Annotated in this window: 3 protein-coding genes; all 3 read left to right on the top strand. The window is 35.6% G+C overall.

All coding sequences use genetic code 11. The features are described 5' to 3' along the window. Positions 1 to 535 precede the first annotated feature (535 nt). Positions 536 to 1,249, top strand: a complete 714-nt coding sequence (locus tag acsn021_RS18720) for a GNAT family N-acetyltransferase (protein WP_184091612.1) — start codon at positions 536 to 538, stop codon at positions 1,247 to 1,249. A gap of 54 nt (positions 1,250 to 1,303) precedes the next feature. Further along, positions 1,304 to 11,878 (top strand): non-ribosomal peptide synthetase, encoded by a 10,575-nt coding sequence (locus tag acsn021_RS18715; protein ID WP_184091614.1) that lies wholly within the window; start codon positions 1,304 to 1,306, stop codon positions 11,876 to 11,878. A gap of 97 nt (positions 11,879 to 11,975) precedes the next feature. Continuing rightward, the gene (locus acsn021_RS18710) at positions 11,976 to 19,742 is read left to right on the top strand and encodes a non-ribosomal peptide synthetase/type I polyketide synthase (protein WP_184091616.1); all 7,767 of its coding nucleotides are present in this window, start codon (positions 11,976 to 11,978) and stop codon (positions 19,740 to 19,742) included. The last annotated feature ends 15 nt before the right edge of the window (positions 19,743 to 19,757 follow it).

Genomic DNA, 19,757 nt, shown 5'->3' with positions numbered 1-19,757 from the left:
GAAATAAATAAGATAAAAGAAGAATTAAAAATTGTCTATGTGAATACGAATTAAACATTAGAATGTATATTAGGTCTAAGCAGATTAAAAATAAGATGAAAAATAAACTAGCGTTAAGCTTAAAAAGGGGAGATTATTCTGTTTTATGAATTAAATCAGGAAAAATTTAGTAGTGTAGAATGCTTATTAGCTGGTTATGAACATAGACTAATTTTAAAGTCTATAATTAATCGAAAATTTCCTGGGAAAATATACGTTGATTCCATTGAAAAACCTAAAACAGCTTTTTTATGAGCTATTATCATGATATGTTCTTGCTGGGTGATGCAAATAATAATTACTTTAACAATGAACTTCAAAAAGTGATATATCACGAAATTTTTCAATAGGCTATGAATAAGAACAATCTTCTAGATTTTGAAATTGAATTATTATCTTGTGACTGGAATAAATCTGTAAGAAATGTATCTTGTTATAACCCTTTGATGGAAACCAAGCGGCGGTACTATAGGCTAGAGTTGATTCCAATCTTTTAATGCGTTCAGAACTAGAAAATGTTGATAAGATAATAAATTGGATATATGAAAATTGGATTTCTAAGGAATTTTTTCTTGAGAATGGATTTGGAATTTGTTTAATTATAGGTAATACGATTGTGAGTTGGTCTTTATCTGAAAATGTATTTAATGATGAATGTGAAATTGGTATAGAAACAGATGATAGATTTAGGAGAAAAGGATATGGAACGATTACTGTCTCACAAGCGGTTAATTACTGTAAGTCGAGAGGCATAAAGGTGGTAGCGTGGCATTGCCGCAATAATAATATGGGATCGTATAAAATTGTTGAAAAACTGAATTTCAAGAAAATACTCACCTATAGTACATATCATGCTTGGTTTAATAGTTTTGATAATTATCTCGTAAATGGTCAATATTATTTATCTGAGACAAAGGATTACAAAAAAAGTGGACAATTTTATCAGAAAGCATTCGACATGAAAGAAATCAATGCTATCAGCGTTATAAATTCTAAAATTTTTTCTGAAATAGATAATATAAAATGGTGTTATTATAATGCTGCGTGTTCTTGGGCGCTTGCTGGGAAATCTGAACTTGCATTTACAAATCTTGAAAAAGCGGTTGAAGAGGGCTGGAAAAATGTAAAAATGCTAGAAACGGATGAAAGATTATTTAGCTTGAGGGGAAACGGTAAATGGAACAGTCTACTTACGAAAATAACTTGTTAGTTCCAAAGTGGTTCATTATGTTTATGAAAAACATAAAAAAGGAGGATTATCTAAATGGGAAAAAGCAATGAAAAACTTAATAAGAATAACATTGAGAATATCCTTTCTTTATCGCCAATGCAAGAAGGAATGTTATTTTATTATCTCCTAAATAAAGAATTGGACTGTTACATGGAGCAGTTGCAAATAGAAGTTACAGGAAAGATGAATGTTGAACTTTTTGAGAAGGCTTGGAATATAGTGGTTCAAACAAATGAAGTGCTGAGGACTGTTTTTAGGTGGGAGAATCTTAGCAAACCAATTCAGGTCGTTTTGAAAAGTCATAAGGTAAAAGTATTATTTAAAGATATTTCAGAATATCAGAATCTAGAGAATGCTGTAATAGATATAGTTGAAATGGATAGAAAAGAATTATTTGATTTGATTGAAGTACCATTTAGGATTACGCTATGTAAATTGAATGATAGTTCACATAGGGTAATAATTACGAACCACCATATCCTTTATGACGGATGGAGCAATGGTATAATAATGAAAGAATTCTTTGAGACCTACAATGCGTTGGTAAATCAAAAGAGTGTTGTACCAGTTTTAAAGACAAAGTTTCATGAATATATTAAGTGGATAGGCAACATTAATAAGAATGAGCAGAGAGATTATTGGAAGGAATATCTTAAAGATTTTGAGCCAAAAAAGATTTGGGAGCGCAGTATATCAAAAGAAGGTATGGATAATAAAAAAATTTCTAGTTACATGTTTGATTTTACGGCAGAGCTTGTTAATACTGTGAACAACTTTGCAAGGTTCAATGATATTACAATTGCTTCATTTTTGTATAGTGCGTGGGGAGTTCTTCTTTTACAATATGGCAATGAAAATGATGTTACATTTGGAACAACAGTATCGGTAAGACCATCAGATATTAGTGGGATTGAAAATGTTGTAGGGTTGTGTATTAATACAGTTCCTTTGAGGATGAAGGCAGACGGAAGCGAAAACATATTAGACTTTCTAAGTAAAATAAATAGCTCTCTTCAAGAACGCAAGGAGTATGAAGTTACACCGTTAACGGATATCATGACTTTTAAGGGAATCAAAAGTGGTGATGAGCTTTTTCAGTCTATATTTGTAATCGAAAATTACCCATTAAGTTCTAGCATATTTAATCAGGATGGCATACTAAATGTTGAGAGTTTCACAAACTTTGGAAGGTCACATTATGACATTACAGTAATTGCTAAGACTTTTGATAATATTATTAGTTTGGAAATACAATATAACAGCTTTTTGTTTAAAGAATCTTTTGTTGAGAAGATGGCAAAGCATTATAAGATTATATTTGAGGAACTCATTGCAAAGTCTGGAAACACTTTGAGCTCGTTAAATATGTTGAGCCAAAGAGAAAAAGATGAAATTCTTCTGGAATTTAATAATACCGAATGTAACTTTGAAAGTGGTATTTGTGTTCATGAGTATTTTGAGAAAAGGGTAGTCGAACATCCAGATAAAATTGCCGTCATAGATGGAACAAGAGCTTTTACTTACCATGAGTTGAATGAAAGAGCCAATCAATTAGCAAGGCTAATATTGCGTAAAAACAGTATTACTCCTGATACTTCTATTGGGATTATAACTTTTCCGTCAATGGAAATGATAATAGGAATATTGGCGGTACTAAAAGCTGGCGGGGCTTATGTTCCGATTGACCCAGGTAGCCCTGCAGATAGGAATGCATACATACTTCAAGATTCTGATGCAACCATGCTATTAATATCCTCGGATATTACTAAAATAGATTATTGGGATGGGGATGTATTATATATAGATGGGGAGGTAACAGGGGAAAGTGGGCAGAATCTTGGGAGAACTTCTGCAGCGAATAATCTTGCATATATTATCTATACCTCTGGTTCTACTGGTCATCCGAAAGGAGTAATGATAGAACATAAAAGTGTAGTTAATATATTGTTGGATTTGGAAAATAGATATCCTGTTCTAGAAAATGATACATATTTATTAAAAACCACTTATACCTTTGATGTTTCGGTTACAGAAATAATGGGTTGGTTTATGGGAAGAGGAAGACTGGCTGTTCTGGAGAGTGGTCACGAAAAAGATCCCATTAAGATAATTGATGCAATTGAAGCATATAATGTAACGCACATAAATATTGTGCCATCAATGTTTAAATACTTTCTCGAATATATTGAGCAAAATAAGAAAGCTGTAAAGAGAATAAGCAGCCTGAAATATATAATATCTGCGGGAGAAGCATTGCCAGCCGATTTGGTAAACCAATTTAAAAAGTTGCATAGTAATATTTCTTTAGAGAATTTATACGGTCCAACAGAAGCGACCATCTATGCAACGCATTACTCCTTAAAGGATTTTAATGGCGGAGCTATTGTACCAATAGGTAAACCGATGTCAAATTTACACACTTATATTGTAGATAGGCATAACAGGCTTCAACCTATTGGCGTTCCAGGTGAACTTTGCTTAAGCGGTGTAGGGATTTCTAGGGGATATGTAAATAGAGAACAACTTACAAAGGAGAAATTTGTTTCAAACCTTTTTATAAAAGAATTAGAGAATAAAGCTAACATAAGTTATGACGCTTCTTACGAAAAAATATATAGAACAGGTGATTTGGCACGTTGGATGCCGGATGGAAATATTGAATATCTTGGAAGGAATGATTTCCAGATAAAGATACGAGGATTTAGAATTGAAATTGAAGAGATAGAATATAAACTTTTTAACTATGAAAAAATTTCTGCGGCAATTGTAACTCCCCAAATAAGCCCAGAGGGAAGCGCTTATTTATGCGCTTATTATACCGCAACGTCTAAAGTTACTGATAACGAGATAATTAATTATTTATCTGAGTCTTTGCCCCATTATATGATTCCGTCGTATTTTGTCCGGTTGAAAGAATTTCCTCTTAATTCAAATGGCAAGATTAATCGAAAAGCATTACCGATGCCCGAGCTAACTCACAAAAATTATGAACCGCCAAACACTGATCTGGAAAAGAAATTAATAGAAATTTGGTCGGAAGTTTTGGAGATTGATTTGGACAAAATCGGTGCAAACAGTGACTTTTTTCATATTGGAGGTCATTCACTGCTAGCCACAAGGTTAATATTACGAATACATAAGGAGATGAATCAGGAGGTAACACTGTCAGATATCTTTAATAAACCCACTATTAGAGAGTTAGGAATGTTTCTAGAACAACAAGTCAAGAGCTCATTTGTAAAGATTCCTAAAGCAGAAAAGAAAGATTATTATATTCTTTCTCATGCTCAAAAAAGATTGTTTATGCTCCATTTGTTAGACAAGGAATCAATATCCTATAACATGGCTCAAATAACGGTTTTGGAAGGATATTTGGATAAAAAAAGGGTAGAAGATGTCCTTATAGAATTGATAAAACGCCATGAAATTTTGAGAACTTCCTTTATGATAATAGATGGTGAGCCCCAGCAAAAAATCAATGAAGAAATCACTTTTAAACTAGAATATGTAGAAGGAAATAGGGATAAAGAAGAAGAGTTGGTACATGCATTTGTACGGCCTTTTGATTTAACATCTCCTCATTTGATAAGAGCGGGAATAGCAAAAACATCTCCAGAAAGATATCTTCTAATGATAGATATGCATCACATAATTGCAGATGGAATGTCTCATCTAATTCTACTAGAAGAGTTCGTGGCTCTGTATAGTGCACAGGAATTGGACAAGATGAAAATTCAGTATAAAGACTTTTCTGAATGGCAAGATAGTGAAAAGAAGAAAGAGAATTTTAAATTAGCACAAGAGTTTTGGTTAAAGGAGTTTTCAGGGGAACTACCAGTATTGAACTTACCTCAGGACAGTCCACGTCCGGTGAGACAGAGCTTTCAGGGAGCAAGTATCAAATTCGATTTAAGTCCTGAGCAAAGTGAAGGTCTAAAGAGGCTGGGGATGGCCTTGGGATTAACACCATACATGATGCTATTAGGGATAATAAACATCTTGATTTCAAAATTATCTGGACAGGAAGATATTATTATAGGAACCCCAGTAGCCGGACGAACCCACAGTGATATGGAACCAATTGTAGGGTTATTCGTAAATACATTAGCACTAAGAAATACTCCAGCTGCGGAGAAGCGTGTAGAAAACTTTTTAAAGGAATTGAAGACTCGTACAGTAGAGTGTTTTAAGAATCAGGATTACCCTTTTGAAGATCTTGTTGACAAAGTAGATATAAAAAGAGATATGAGTAGGAATCCTTTGTTTGATGTGTGGTTTAGCTTACATAATATGGATGTTAAGGAAGTGAAAATCCCAGGAATAAAGTCAAAGCCTTTTGAATATGAAAATCAAATAGCCAAATTTGATTTATCGTTTCATGGGTCTGAAGTAGAAGATCGATATTGTTTTACACTTGAATACTGTGTAGCATTATTTTCTTCTAAAACAGTTGAAAGGTACAAGAACTATTTCCTTAGACTCATAAACACCTTTTTGAATGAGGGGGTGGATATGACAATTGGAGAGATAGAATTGATTTCAGAGGAAGAAAAGATTCTACTTGATAATAGTTTTAACAATACCAGACGGGAATATGACAGAACTGGTAGTATACAAAAATTATTTGAAACTTGCGTGTCTAAATATTCAGAAAAAACAGCAGTAGTTTGGAATGGAAAGGAACACAGTTATGCTGAACTCAATGGGGCAGCAAATTGTGTAGCAACGGAGCTTCAAAAAAGGGGTGTTAATAAAGGCTCAATTGTCTGCTTGATTGTGGAACGTTCTTTTGAAATGATTGCTGGGTTAATAGGAATTTTGAAGGCAGGAGGAGCATACATTCCGGTAGATTCAGAATATCCGGTAGAAAGAATAGATTATATAGTAGAAGACAGTAAAGCGGATCTTATTTTAACAAATGTTGAAAAGTATTATAATATCTACAAAGAAATGTCTGTGGATTTAAGAAAATCAGTTAGATTAGATTTGAACTTAGAAAACCCTCCCGTACTTGCTGAATCAGAAGACTTGGCATATGTGATCTACACCTCTGGTTCAACAGGTCGTCCCAAAGGAGTTATGATAGAGAATCATTCTGTTGTAAACTTTATAACTGGAATAACAGAACAGATTTCATTTGATAATAATGATAAAATCTTGTCTTTGACGACGGTATCCTTTGACATATTTGCATTAGAGACACTACTGCCGTTAGTTTGTGGAAGTAAGGTGATTTTGGGAAATAGGGAAGAACAAGTAAATGGAGAGAAAGCAAGTGTAGTGTTATCAAAAGAACAGATTAGTATATTTCAGACAACCCCCTCTAGATTGCAAATTCTAATGGAAGATAAGAAATTCTGTACTGCCCTTGGAGGATTAAAGGTCCTATTAGTAGGAGGAGAGGCATTTCCAGTATCTTTAATGAAAAAGCTTAAGAAGATTTTTAAAGGAAAAATCTACAATATGTATGGTCCGACAGAGACCACAATCTGGTCAACGATGAAGGACATTTCAGGAGAAGAAGCACTAGATATCGGAAAGCCTATAGCTAATAACCAAGTCTATATAATGTCTAAGGAATGTCGTAATCTTCAGCCTCTTGGAGTTGTTGGAGAGTTGTGCATAGCAGGAGAGAGTTTGGCTCGTGGATATTTAAACCGACCTGCGTTAACAAAAGAACGTTTTGTTATGAATCCTTTTAAAAAGGGAGAACGGCTGTATCGAACTGGTGATCTGGCAAGGTGGAAAACAGATGGAAATATTGAGTTCCTTGGTCGTATGGATAATCAGGTAAAGGTTAGAGGATACCGTATTGAATTAGGTGAGATAGAAACGGTGATGATGGGAATAGTTGGGGTTGAAGAAGCCGTGGTGATTTCAAGAGAAGTGAATGAATCCCAGGAGTTATTTGCTTACTTTACAGGACAGGAGGATATGCTAATAGGGGATTTGAAGGAAGGTATAGCAAAAAAGCTGCCACATTATATGATTCCCTCATATTTTACCCAGTTAAAAGAAATACCTTTAAATCCCAATGGTAAGATTGATCGAAATGCACTACCAATGCCTAAGATAACTCGAAATCATTATGAACCTCCAAAAACTGACATGGAAAGGAAAGTCGCAGAAATTTGGAAAGAAGTATTACAGGTAGATAAAATCAGCATATTTGATAATTTCTTCGATATTGGTGGAAATTCACTAAAGCTAATTAGAGTAGTCAATAAACTTAAAGAAGTTGCTAGGGAAGATGTATCAATCACAACCCTGTTCCAATACCCCACAGTCCAGTCGCTTGTAAGTTACTTGGGTCATAGTGAGCATAATATATCATTACTATCAAAAGATGAAATCGCAACTCAATATAGTGAAAGTTCAAAATCAGTTATAGAAAATGATTCTGAAATAGCTATTATTGGTATGGCTTGCAGATTTCCGGATGCTAACAATGTTGAGGAATTTTGGAATAAGTTAAAGAATGGAATCGAATGTATCACTTATTTTAATGATGAGGAACTCTTAGATATAGGTGTAAGTCCAGACTTAGTAAATAACCCAAGTTATGTGAAAGCGCAGGGAGTTATGCCAAATCCAGAGTACTTTGACGCAGAGTTTTTTAAATATTCTCCGCGAGAGGCTGAAATAATGGATCCTCAAATAAGAGTATTTCATGAAATAGTTTGGGAGGCTTTGGAGGATAGTGGATATTCATCCAAACAATCTCATATACCGATAGGTCTATTCTCAAGTGCTTCGCCCAATTTATATTGGGAAGCACTAGTTGCTCTTTCAGGGAAAACCCAGATTTTGGGGGAACTTGCATCTGAACAGTTATTTAATAAAGACTATATGAGTACAAGAATATCATATAAGCTAAACCTTACAGGACCGTCTGTTTCACTTTATACGGCATGTTCGTCTTCATTAGTTGCTGTTCATGTTGCTTGTGAGTCATTGTTGAAAAATGATTGTGATATAGCTATTGCAGGGTCATCCACAATAAGTCCATTACCTGACAAAACAGGATATCTGTTTCAAGATGGTATGGTTAAATCATCGGATGGACATTGTCGCACTTTTGATATTAATGCAGATGGATTTGTTCAAGGTACTGGTGCTGGGGCAGTAGTCCTTAAGAAACTTTCAAAGGCAATAGAAGACAGAGATAATATTTATGCAGTTATCAAAGCAACAGAAATAAATAATGACGGCAGCAATAAGCTTGGGTACACTGCTCCAAGTGTAGATGGACAGAAGAATGTAATACAAAGTGCTTTGAAGAAAGCTTGTATACCTTCAGAATCTATACAATATATTGAAGCACATGGAACTGCCACTCCTTTGGGGGATACAGTTGAAATAGAAGCATTGAAACAGGTATTTAATACTAATTTGAGGAATTTCTGTGGTATAGGTTCAGTAAAAAGCAATATAGGACATCTAGACTGTACTTCTGGCGTAGCGGGGCTTATTAAGACAGTATTAGCTATAAAACACAGGTTAATTCCGCCTACACTAAATGTAACAGTAGCTAATCCTAAATTAAATTTGATTGATAGTCCATTTTACCTGGTTACAGAGCCCACTGAATGGAAAAACAGTGATATTCCCTTGAGAGCAGGAATAAGTTCGCTTGGATTAGGAGGAACGAATGCACATGTTATCATTGAGGAACCACCAGTTTTGGAGGACCAAGAAAGTGTAAGGATTTATAAACTTATTCTACTCTCAGCAAGGACTGAGTTTGAACTTAATAAACAAATAAAGCAGTTATCGGAGCATTTAGATAATCACCCCCAAATTAATATGGCCGACTTGGCATACACACTTCAGACAGGGAGAACCCATTTTGCTTATAGGATGGCCTTTGCTATTGAGGATAGGGTAAAAGCGATAGAATATTTAAATACTGGTCTAGCAATTACAAATTGTACGGGAAATATGGATATTAATATTGTTTTTGTCTTTCTTTCCTCAGGTATAAAAAACATAATCAAGTGGATGGAGCTGTATAAGACGGAATCTATTTTTAAGAAAGAAATAGACGAGTGCCTTACAGCCTTATCACCGTATATTGAACCTTGGTTTATTAGTGCTATTGACAACCAGGTGACATTGCGGTATGAAGATATTTCTGCGGTGAAAGAAAATCCTTTTATTCTTTTCTGCATACAATATGCCTTTGCTAAAACATTGATTTCATGGGGAATAAGACCAGACAATATTAAAGGGGATGGAATGGAAGAGGCAATTAAAATAGCTTTGTCCAATACAGCACGTTTTGAAGAGATATCAAGTTCAATTGTATCAAAGCTTAAATATATTGAGCAGAACCCTGGAAGCACATGCTGTGGGCTTGAGTCAGAGGAACTCTCTGATACCAAGTCATGTATATATATTGAATTTGGAAAGAATGATAATGATATAGAAACTACAGATAATGGGAAAGTTATCCAATTTGTCATAGATCCTTCCGAACGATTATGTATATCGAATCAATTATTCGAAAAGCTTGGCCAATTATGGATGTCGGGTGTGGCAATAGATTGGGAGAAACTTTATAGTAAAGAAAAGAGAAAACGGGTTTCGCTACCAACATATCCATTCGAACGGCAGAGATACTGGATTAACGGAAATCCATTCAAAATGACACCTATTAAGGGGAGTGAAGCACTTGTAAAGAAGCAGGACATTTCCGACTGGTTCTATGTACCTTTATGGGAACAATCCCTCATGAGTGTTATTTCTGATAGTGACTCTCAGGAAAACTTTGGGTGGATGGTATTTATGGATGATACACAATTTCATACAAGTCTGGTAAATGAACTTGAGGCAAGAGTTGGTACAGTGATAAAGGTTAGAAAAGGAATCGGTTTTGGAAAGTCGGGAGAGAATGAATATCACATTAATTTTAAAGAGGAAAATAGCTATGCGCTTCTATTGGATGAACTTGCTGTAAAAGGTATAATGCCTGGGAGTATTGTTTCATTGTGGAGTGTTTCTGATAGCATTGGTTATGAAGAACTGACTCAAGAGAATATTTATACAGAATTGGATTCGGGCTTCTTTAGTATAACTTACCTTGCAAAAGCATTAGCTAATCAAAGTTCGGCGTATAAGACAAGAATAATTGTTGTTACAAGTAATATGCATAATGTGGACGGTTCTGATAGAAGTAATCCTGCAAAGGCGGCGGTGCTCGGACCTTGTAAGGTTATTCCACAGGAGTTGAGCTTTGTCAGGTGTAGAAACATTGATATATCAATACCAGAAGAACAGTATATACAAAATAAACTTATCCAAAAGCTGATTTGCGAGATGCAAGGAGCAGATATAGATACAGTAGTTGCTTATAGAAACAATATACGATATATCCAGAAATATACACCGACAGTATTACCAAAAAATAATACCAAGTTTAAGGAAAAGGGTGTTTATTTTATTACTGGAGGAATGGGAAATATAGGTTTTTCAATAGCAGATTATCTTGCGAATAACTATTATGCCAAGGTGATACTAATAGGCAGATCGGCTTTCCCTAAAAGAGGTGAACGTGAAAAATGGCTGATAGATAAGGGAGAACATGACCCACTTGCATCAAAGGTTAAACGAGTAATAGAACTGGAAAAACAAGGTGCAGAAATATATACATATTCAGGGGATATATCAGATTACAGTGTTATATATTCCGTAGTAGAAGATGCTGAACGCCAGACAGGTAAAATCAACGGGGTTATTCATGCCGCGGGGGCAATGAGAGATTCCCTTTACAAAACGCTGAACGAAATCAACAGAGAGGATTGTGAAAAGCAGTTTGTGTCTAAAATATTTGGGACAATGGTACTTTATCGCTTGTTCCGTGACAAGGAATTGGATTTCTTTACAGTAACATCATCAACATCATCGGCGCTTGGAGGTTTGGGTTTTGCCGCATATTCTGCGGCTAACATATTCATGGATTCGTTTATCAGTGAATTTAATAGATCCAGCGGGAAGGATTGGATAAGTGTTAACTGGGAGGGGTGGAAATTTAGTGTAGAAAGAACACAGATGAGCTTCAACTTCTCATTGAGGGAATTGTTTATGGAGCCAGAAGAAGGTGTAGAAGTATTTAAATATGTTACAAATAACCATGGATTTGAAAGAATTCTTGTATCATCTGGAAACATGGATGACCGGATAAACACTTGGATAAAACTTAGTGCAGCAGGTAAGGACGTAGGGGCAGAGAAAACTTATCAAACAAAAATAGACAGGGAAGGCTTGAAAACCTCATATGTTTCTCCAGAAAATAAAATGGAAGAAAACATTGCTGAGGTATTTCAAGACTTTTTTGGATATAAGGAAATTAGTATTCATGATAATTTTTTTGACATCGGAGCGTCCTCTTTAGATATGATTCAGATTACAGGGAATCTTAGAAAAGCGTTAAATATGAATATACCTATACTAAAGCTGTTTTCATTCCCAACAATACACTCTCTTGCCCAAAACCTAGCAGGAAATAATGAAGAGGATACTACTTCTAGTAGAAATATAGATCGGACTAATGAATTGAATAGGGGAAAAAATAGTATCCAACGCAGATACAACCTAAGAAAAAAGTAGATTTCTGATAATTATATCTTATAAACATCTGATATTTTATGTGAATAACAAGTTGATATAGGATTGCAAATTTAAGGAATAAGTGGTGGAGAATAAAATGGATAAATTTTGTGACTACAGACCAGGGTTGGAAATAGCGGTTATAGGTATGGCGGCCCGTCTACCGGGTGCAAAAAATATGAGTGAATTTCTAAAAAATTTAACGGATGGAATAGAGTCAGTAGAAATATTGACAGCAGATGAACTTGCAAAATTGAATGTGGAGCAGAAATACATGGAGGATGAGCGCTATGTTAAGGTAAGGGCCAGTCTTAAAAATCCCGATTACTTTGATGCAGCTTTTTTCGGATATTCAGATGAAGAAGCAGAAATAATGGACCCACAAATGCGCCTATTGCATGAATGTACCTGGGAGGCTTTGGAACATGCCGGATACGATACAGAGCAATATAAAGGAACGGTAGGGCTATTTGTGGGAGGCACACCAAACCCGCTTTGGGAAGCTCGCACATTGTTTTCTGACCAGAATGGAATTATGAACGCTTATAACGCAGGAAATGTTTCAGAAGCATACTCAAAAACACTTTTGCACGATAAGGATTTAATGTCAACTAGGGTGGCATATAAGCTCAATTTGAGAGGTCCGGCACTTACTGTCTTTACATCGTGTTCTACATCTTTGGTATCTGTTCATTTAGCGGTACAATCGATTCTATCTGGTGAATGTGACATAGCTGTAGCTGGTGGTGTAGGCATCAGTTTTCCTAAAAGAGCAGGGTATTTCTATGAAGAAGGTATGATAGTATCATCAGATGGACACTGCCGATCATTTTCCGAGAATGCAAACGGAACAGTCTTTGGAGACGGAATAGGCCTGTTGGTACTGAAAAGGCTGGAAAATGCCATTGAAGACGGTGATGAAATCCATGCACTTATAAGGGGATCTGCGGTAAATAATGATGGTAGCAATAGAATTGGATATATGGCGCCTGGAGTTGAGGGACAAGCTGAGGTTATGAAGTTAGCGATGCAGTTAGCTGAGGTTGAGCCTAACAGTATAGCTTTTATAGAAGGACATGGAAGTGCTACAAAAGTCGGAGATTCTATTGAAATAGAAGCCATGAAGAGTGCTTTTAAGAATGTTGAGAGGAAAGATGGAATTGCGATTGGATCTGTAAAAACAAATATTGGTCACTTGAATAGCGCAGCTGGTACAGCTGGTATTATAAAAACAATCCTTTCATTAAAGAACAGAATACTTTTTCCTTCACTACATTGTGAAGAACCAAATCCTGTAATTGAGAACAGTTGTTTTTATGTAAACAATAGATTCAGGGATTTTGAGGAGAATATATATCCAATAAGAGCTTTGGTAAACTCCTTTGGAGCCGGAGGTACGAACGCAAGTATAGTTCTTGAAGAACCACCGGTACAACAGTCTAGTAAAAAATCAGATAGTCCACAACTAATAGTACTATCTGCAAATACGAAGTCTGCCTTGAAAACGCAGACAGAATGTTTCTATAATTTCTTAAGAGAAAACAACGATGTAGACTTTGCAGATTTTGCATATACATTAAAGGTTGGCAGGAGATCGTTATCGTACCGTAAGTATTTCGCAGCTACTGAAATAAACGAAGCTATAAGAATTCTGAAAGCGGACATATCTGGGGAAAGGGATTTAAGAGCAGTCAATGTTACAAGTAAAAAAATAAATACTGTATTTATGTTTTCTGGCCAGGGGGCACAGTATGTGAATATGGGATCAGAATTGTACAAAACATATAGAGTATTTCGAGAGGAAGCGGATCGATGCTTTAATATTTTATATGCCCAGTATGGTCTAGATATGAAAAGCGTTATGTATCCTTCTGAGGATTATGTAAGTGCTTCAAGAAGAATAAATGAAATAGATGTTATTCAGCTAGCTGTTTTTATTTTAGAGTATTCTCTATCAAAACTTATGCTGCATTGGGGTATTATGCCGGATATACTTGTCGGTTATAGTCTTGGAGAAGTGACTGCGGCATGTATAGCGGGTGTTTTTTCTCTTGAAGATACTTTGAAAATTGTAAACACCAGGGGAAAACTTATGAGGAGTACGTTAGATGGGATGATGTTGAGTATTCCAATAAAAGCAGAGTTAATTGCGCCAGAGGATGGAATAACCGTGGCTATTGACAATGGCGCTTCTTGCGTTGTTTCAGGTACAAAAGAAGCGATACAAGCATATCATAATAAAATGAAGCATCAAAACATATTATGTATTCCGGTAAATAGTTCCCACGGTGCGCATTCTCATCTTATGGAGCCTGTTTTGGATGAGTTTTTACAGTTATTAGAGGGGATTTCTTTTCACGAACCCAGATATCTTATGATATCAGGTATAACGGGTAAGCTTCTGGATAATAGGGAGGTAATAAAACCTTCCTACTGGGTCAGACAGTTAAGAGAGACTGTGATGTTTGCAAAGGGTGTTAACGGCTTATTAAACGACAAGGACAGTATTTTTATTGAGATAGGACCAGGACGCGATTTAACTGTACTGGTTAATTCTTTTATAAATAACTTAGACAATAAAAATAGAAGAGCATTTGCGGTGGATTTAGTCCGGATTCAAGGAAACAAGATATCAGATGAATATTTTATACTGAACAGGCTTGGGAAGCTTTGGCAGGAAGGAATAAAAATTGATTGGAATAACTGCTACGTTGATGAAAAGAGAAGGCGAATCCCACTTCCTACGTACCCGTTTGAAGGTAAATCTTATTGGCCCGAAAGTGATACCATAAATGCTTTGGTAAACCGGCCAGCCGAAAATCCAGTATTATACAAAGAGCCGTTGGATGACTGGTTTTACGTTCCGTCGTGGAAACATTTGCCCTTGTTAAGAGTTGGAAAAGATACAAGGATTCAGTATACATATTTAATTTTTTATGCTTCGCAGTACGATTTGGAAAATGAAATTGTGCATTGCCTGCGAAGCAGAGGCGAAAAAGTTGTGACAGTAATACCTGGTACTTATTTTTCATTTAACAATGGAGAAGACTTTATTATTAATCCAAGCGAGTATGAGGATTACATTAATTTATTTGAAACACTTAAAAATACGAAAACTATTCCTGACAAAATAATAGACCTATGGCCAATAAACGATTCACTTGGTGAGGATTTGGTGGAGCGGTTTAAAAAGGCACAGGAACTAGGCCTCTATAGTATTTTAAAAATTGTGAAGGCAATGGAGCAATGCAGTATTGATAATAAAACGGATATTAACATAATAACATGTGATTTGCATGAAATTACTGGAGAGGAACAGATTGTTCCTGAAAATGCAACACTTCTTTCAACTGCAAAGATTATTTCACAGGAATATCTACATATTAATTGCCGTTGTATAGATATCCATGAGGATAGCAAAAATGGTAAAAAGGCGGTGATGCTTTCGAGGATACTAGAGGATGAGTTCAGCTTACCTGCAAGCGATAGGATAGTAGCTTATAGAGGAAAGCAGCGTTGGATTCAAGTATTTGAGACTGTGAAGATAGAACGAAATGTAAATAGCAGCTACTTAAAACAACAGGGATTGTATCTTATTACAGGTGGATTAGGGGATTTGGGGTTCAATCTAGCGAAACATCTCATTAAAACTTATAATGCTAAAATTGTATTATTAGGTCGATCAGATTTGTCATCTATAGATAGGAATGCTAGGATTGACGGAGAAGTTGATAAGTTTGCAAGGTTAAAAGAGCTTAAAAATCTGGGTGGTATAGTATTGTATTATCCCTGTGATGTATCTGATGCAGGCCAAACAGCAGCTATCATAGCAGAGGTTGAGAGGGAAACTGGAAGCATTAACGGAGTTATTCATGCTGCAGGGATAGTAGGAAAAAGTGCTTCCGCAATAAAGTATATAACAAAAGAAATTTGTGAAGAACAATTTAAGGCAAAGGTTTATGGCTTAATTGCGCTGGAAAAGGTTTTTCGAAAAAGACAATTGGATTTTTGTCTGCTGGCATCCTCGTTGTCTAATATTCTTGGCGGTTTGGGGGATACTTCTTATGCAGCAGCCAATATATATATGGATTATTTTGTACAAACTCAAAGGTATAAAGGGCAGCATTACTGGCTTAGTGTAAACTGGGAGACGTGGTATTTCGAAAAGGAGCAGAAAAACAATTCCAATTTAGGTATAAATAGAATAATGTATTCAATGAAAGTAGAAGAGGGAATTGATACTTTTGATAGGATAATGTCTTGTCTTAACGTAAATAGAGTACTTATATCGTCTGGCAACTTTCAAAAAAGAATGGATATGTGGATGAAATTGGATGAGGTGCAGCCACATATAGAAGAGGAAATAGCAAGTAATGGTGTAAAACCAAGACCGGATTTATTGTCTGATTATGTACTACCATGTAGTCTGAGAGAAAAAACCCTGGTTACTATTTGGGAAAAAACATTAAAAGTTACTGGAATAGGGATTATGGACGATTTCTTTGAACTGGGAGGTGACTCATTAAAGGCAATAAATATGGTTGCTAACGTACGTAAGGAGATTAGTATTCAAATTCCACTGTCTGACTTCTTTAAAAATCCTACAATAAAAGCTATATCAGGAATGTTTAGTGATTCATCTACTCACCAAAGATACATTATAAAACCTGCATTAAAAAAACAATATTACAATGCATCCGCTGCTCAAAAAAGACTTTATATATTGAACCAGATGGAGGGGCAGACTACAGCATACAATGAACCGATAGTAGTAAGGCTTGAGGGAAAGATAGAAAAGGAAAAAGTGCAGCAAGTATTTGAACGTATGGTATCAAGGAATGAAATTTTACGGACAGGCTTTGATTTTAAGGACAATGTGCTAGTTCAGATTATTTATGATAATATACAGGTATGTACTAAGCACTACCATTGTAGCGAAGAGAATGCTGAGCAAGTGTTAAAGGATTTTATACAACCCTTCGATCTTTGTGCACCACCTTTGATGCGCTTGGGATTCATTGATATGGGAGAAGATAAGAGCTTGCTCATACTGGATATGCATCACATAGTAACTGATGGGGTATCAGAGACAATTATAACCAGAGATTTTATGGAACTGTATATGGGCAAAAGTCTACCCAGATTGACCGTTCAATATAAGGATTTTAGTGAATGGCAAAATGAAATGAGGGAAAGCGGGCAATTAAGGGAACAAGAGGAGTATTGGTTGAAAGTATTCGAAACCGAAGCTCCGGTATTAAATATGCCTTGTGATTTTCCAAGGCCACCTTTTCTGGATTATGAAGGGGGAATACACAGCTTTACTATAGACAAAACACAAAGTGAAATGCTACGGAAATTGGCAAGAAGTGAGAAAGTTACATTGTATATGCTATTGATAGCAGCATTTAATGTATTTCTTCAAAAGCTGTCTGGGAATGAAGATATTGTGATTGGGACTGTAGTTTCTGGTAGAAACTGCGACGACCTACAAAATACTGTGGGTATGTTCGTCAATACTCTTCCCATAAGAAATTATCCGAAAAAGGAAAAGAAATTTAATATTTTTTTAGAAGAAGTAAAGGAAAGTGTACTGGGAGCTTTTAATAATCAAGAATACCAGTTTGAAGAATTAATTGAAAAATTGGCAATTACCAGAGACGCAAGCAGAAATCCACTGTTCGATATTATGTTCGTATGGCAGAATTTGGACATGCCCGAAATAGCTATTAACGGGATAAACTTAAAGGCCTATAAATACAGAAAAAATGTATCTAAGTTTGATGTAAGTTTTGTCGGGTACGAAAGTGAAGAAGGCACCATTAATTTTGATATAGAGTTTGCATCTAGACTTTTCAAGACTGAAACAATTAGTAGATTTGCGGAATACTTTAAAAGAATTATAGATGAAGTAATAAAAATGCCAGACAATTCGTTAGAAGATATTGATATATTGACTATGGAGGAACGGACAAAGATATTATATAAGTTTAACGATACATATGTAGACTATTCAGTTGAAGGGAATTTAAACACATATATTGAAGAAAATGCCGAATTGAAAGCTAATAAAGTAGCTGTTGTGTGTGGAGAAAGAAGTATTACATTCAAAGAATTTAACGAAAAAGCAAACCAGGTTGCTAATCTGTTAATTAAGAGTGGTGTTGGGGCGAACGTAATTGTTGGTATAGTTGCAAACCGTAGTATAGAAATGCTTGTTGGCATATGGGGCATATTAAAAGCCGGTGGAGCTTACCTTCCCATTGATCCCGAATGTCCTGATGATAGAAAAAGGTTAATGCTTCATGATTGTGGGGTAAAAATTCTTTTAACTAATTCTGCGAGTCTTGATAAAGTAGTATTTGAAAGTGAGATAATTGTTGTTGACAGTAGTAAAGTAGAAGAATACAGCACACAAAACCCAGTTATACGGATTACCCCATCGGATGCCGCATATGTAATTTTTACATCAGGTTCTACCGGTGTACCAAAGGGAACATTGGTTCAGAGAAACAGCCTTGTTAACAGGCTATTATGGATGACGGAATTGTGTAATATAAGTGGAAATGATGTAATCCTGCAAAAAACAACTTATACATTTGATGTTTCAGTGTGGGAAATCGTATTACCTTTGGTTATTGGAGCAAAGGTTTTTCTTGCTAAGCCGGGAGGTGAAAAGGATCCTGATTATCTCAGGGAGATTATTAGGGGAAAAGGGATTACAGTTACTCACTTCGTTCCATCTATGCTTACTGCTTTCCTTGAGTCTCACCCAGGCAACAATGATGGCAATAAATTGAGAATGTGTATTTGTAGTGGAGAAGCACTGACTCAAAAACACAAGGACCTGTTTTTTAGTAAAATGGGAAGTCATGTGGAGTTCTATAACCTTTATGGGCCTACGGAAGCAGCAATAGATGTCACATATTTTAAAGTATCCGAAAGTGATTACAGTATTCCTATAGGAAAGCCAGTTGCAAATACAAAATTGTATATCATGGATGAAAAAAGAAGGTTACTGCCTATTGGTGTAATGGGCGATATCTATATTTCTGGCATACAAGTCGGAAGAGGATATATTAATAACCCTGAATTGACTAATAATTGTTTTTTTGAAGACCACTTAAACCCTGGACAGAGAATGTACCGTACAGGGGATATCGGACGATGGCTGGAAAATGGAAATATAGAATATATTGGACGTAATGATGACCAGGTAAAGGTGCGTGGTTTCCGTATAGAATTGGGTGAGATTGAAAAAAAAATACTGGAGCATCCTGATATTCAAGAAGCGGCTGTCTGCGTGGAAAGAATTAACGATAATGCAGAGATACTGATGTATTTTAAAGCACATCAGTTACTCAAATCAGAAGAGATAAGACGATTCCTGTTAAAATCATTACCAGACTATATGATTCCGTCAAAGTATTTTACAGTAGGAGAGTTTCCAACCACTTCAAGTGGTAAAATTGACAGAAAATTGCTGCGAGAAAGAGGAAAGGAACTTGTAAGGACCGTAAAATATACTGCACCGGAAAATAATCTGGAAATCCAAATCGCTTCTGTATGGATGGAAGTCCTTCATACTGACAAGATTGGAGTCGAAGAGAATTTCTTTGATGCAGGTGGAAATTCTATTAATTTGATATTAGTAAACAACCTCTTAAAAACTTTATTAGAAATTGACATACCGGTGGCTGTCTTGTTCAGATTTACAACAATTAGGAGCCTTGCCGTATACCTTACAGAGCAACAAGACGGAAAGCTGATGAAAAAAGATGATGAGCTTATTCTGAGCAAGGCTGGAGAGGGAAGAGAAAGATTAAAACAAAGAAGAAGGTATATAAAAGATAAAGACATTTAAATACTATAAAAACTA

Origin of the sequence: Anaerocolumna cellulosilytica (genome assembly GCF_014218335.1) — a bacterium.
Lineage (GTDB): Bacteria > Bacillota > Clostridia > Lachnospirales > Lachnospiraceae > Anaerocolumna > Anaerocolumna cellulosilytica.
This window is presented reverse-complemented; position numbering and strand designations above follow the sequence as displayed.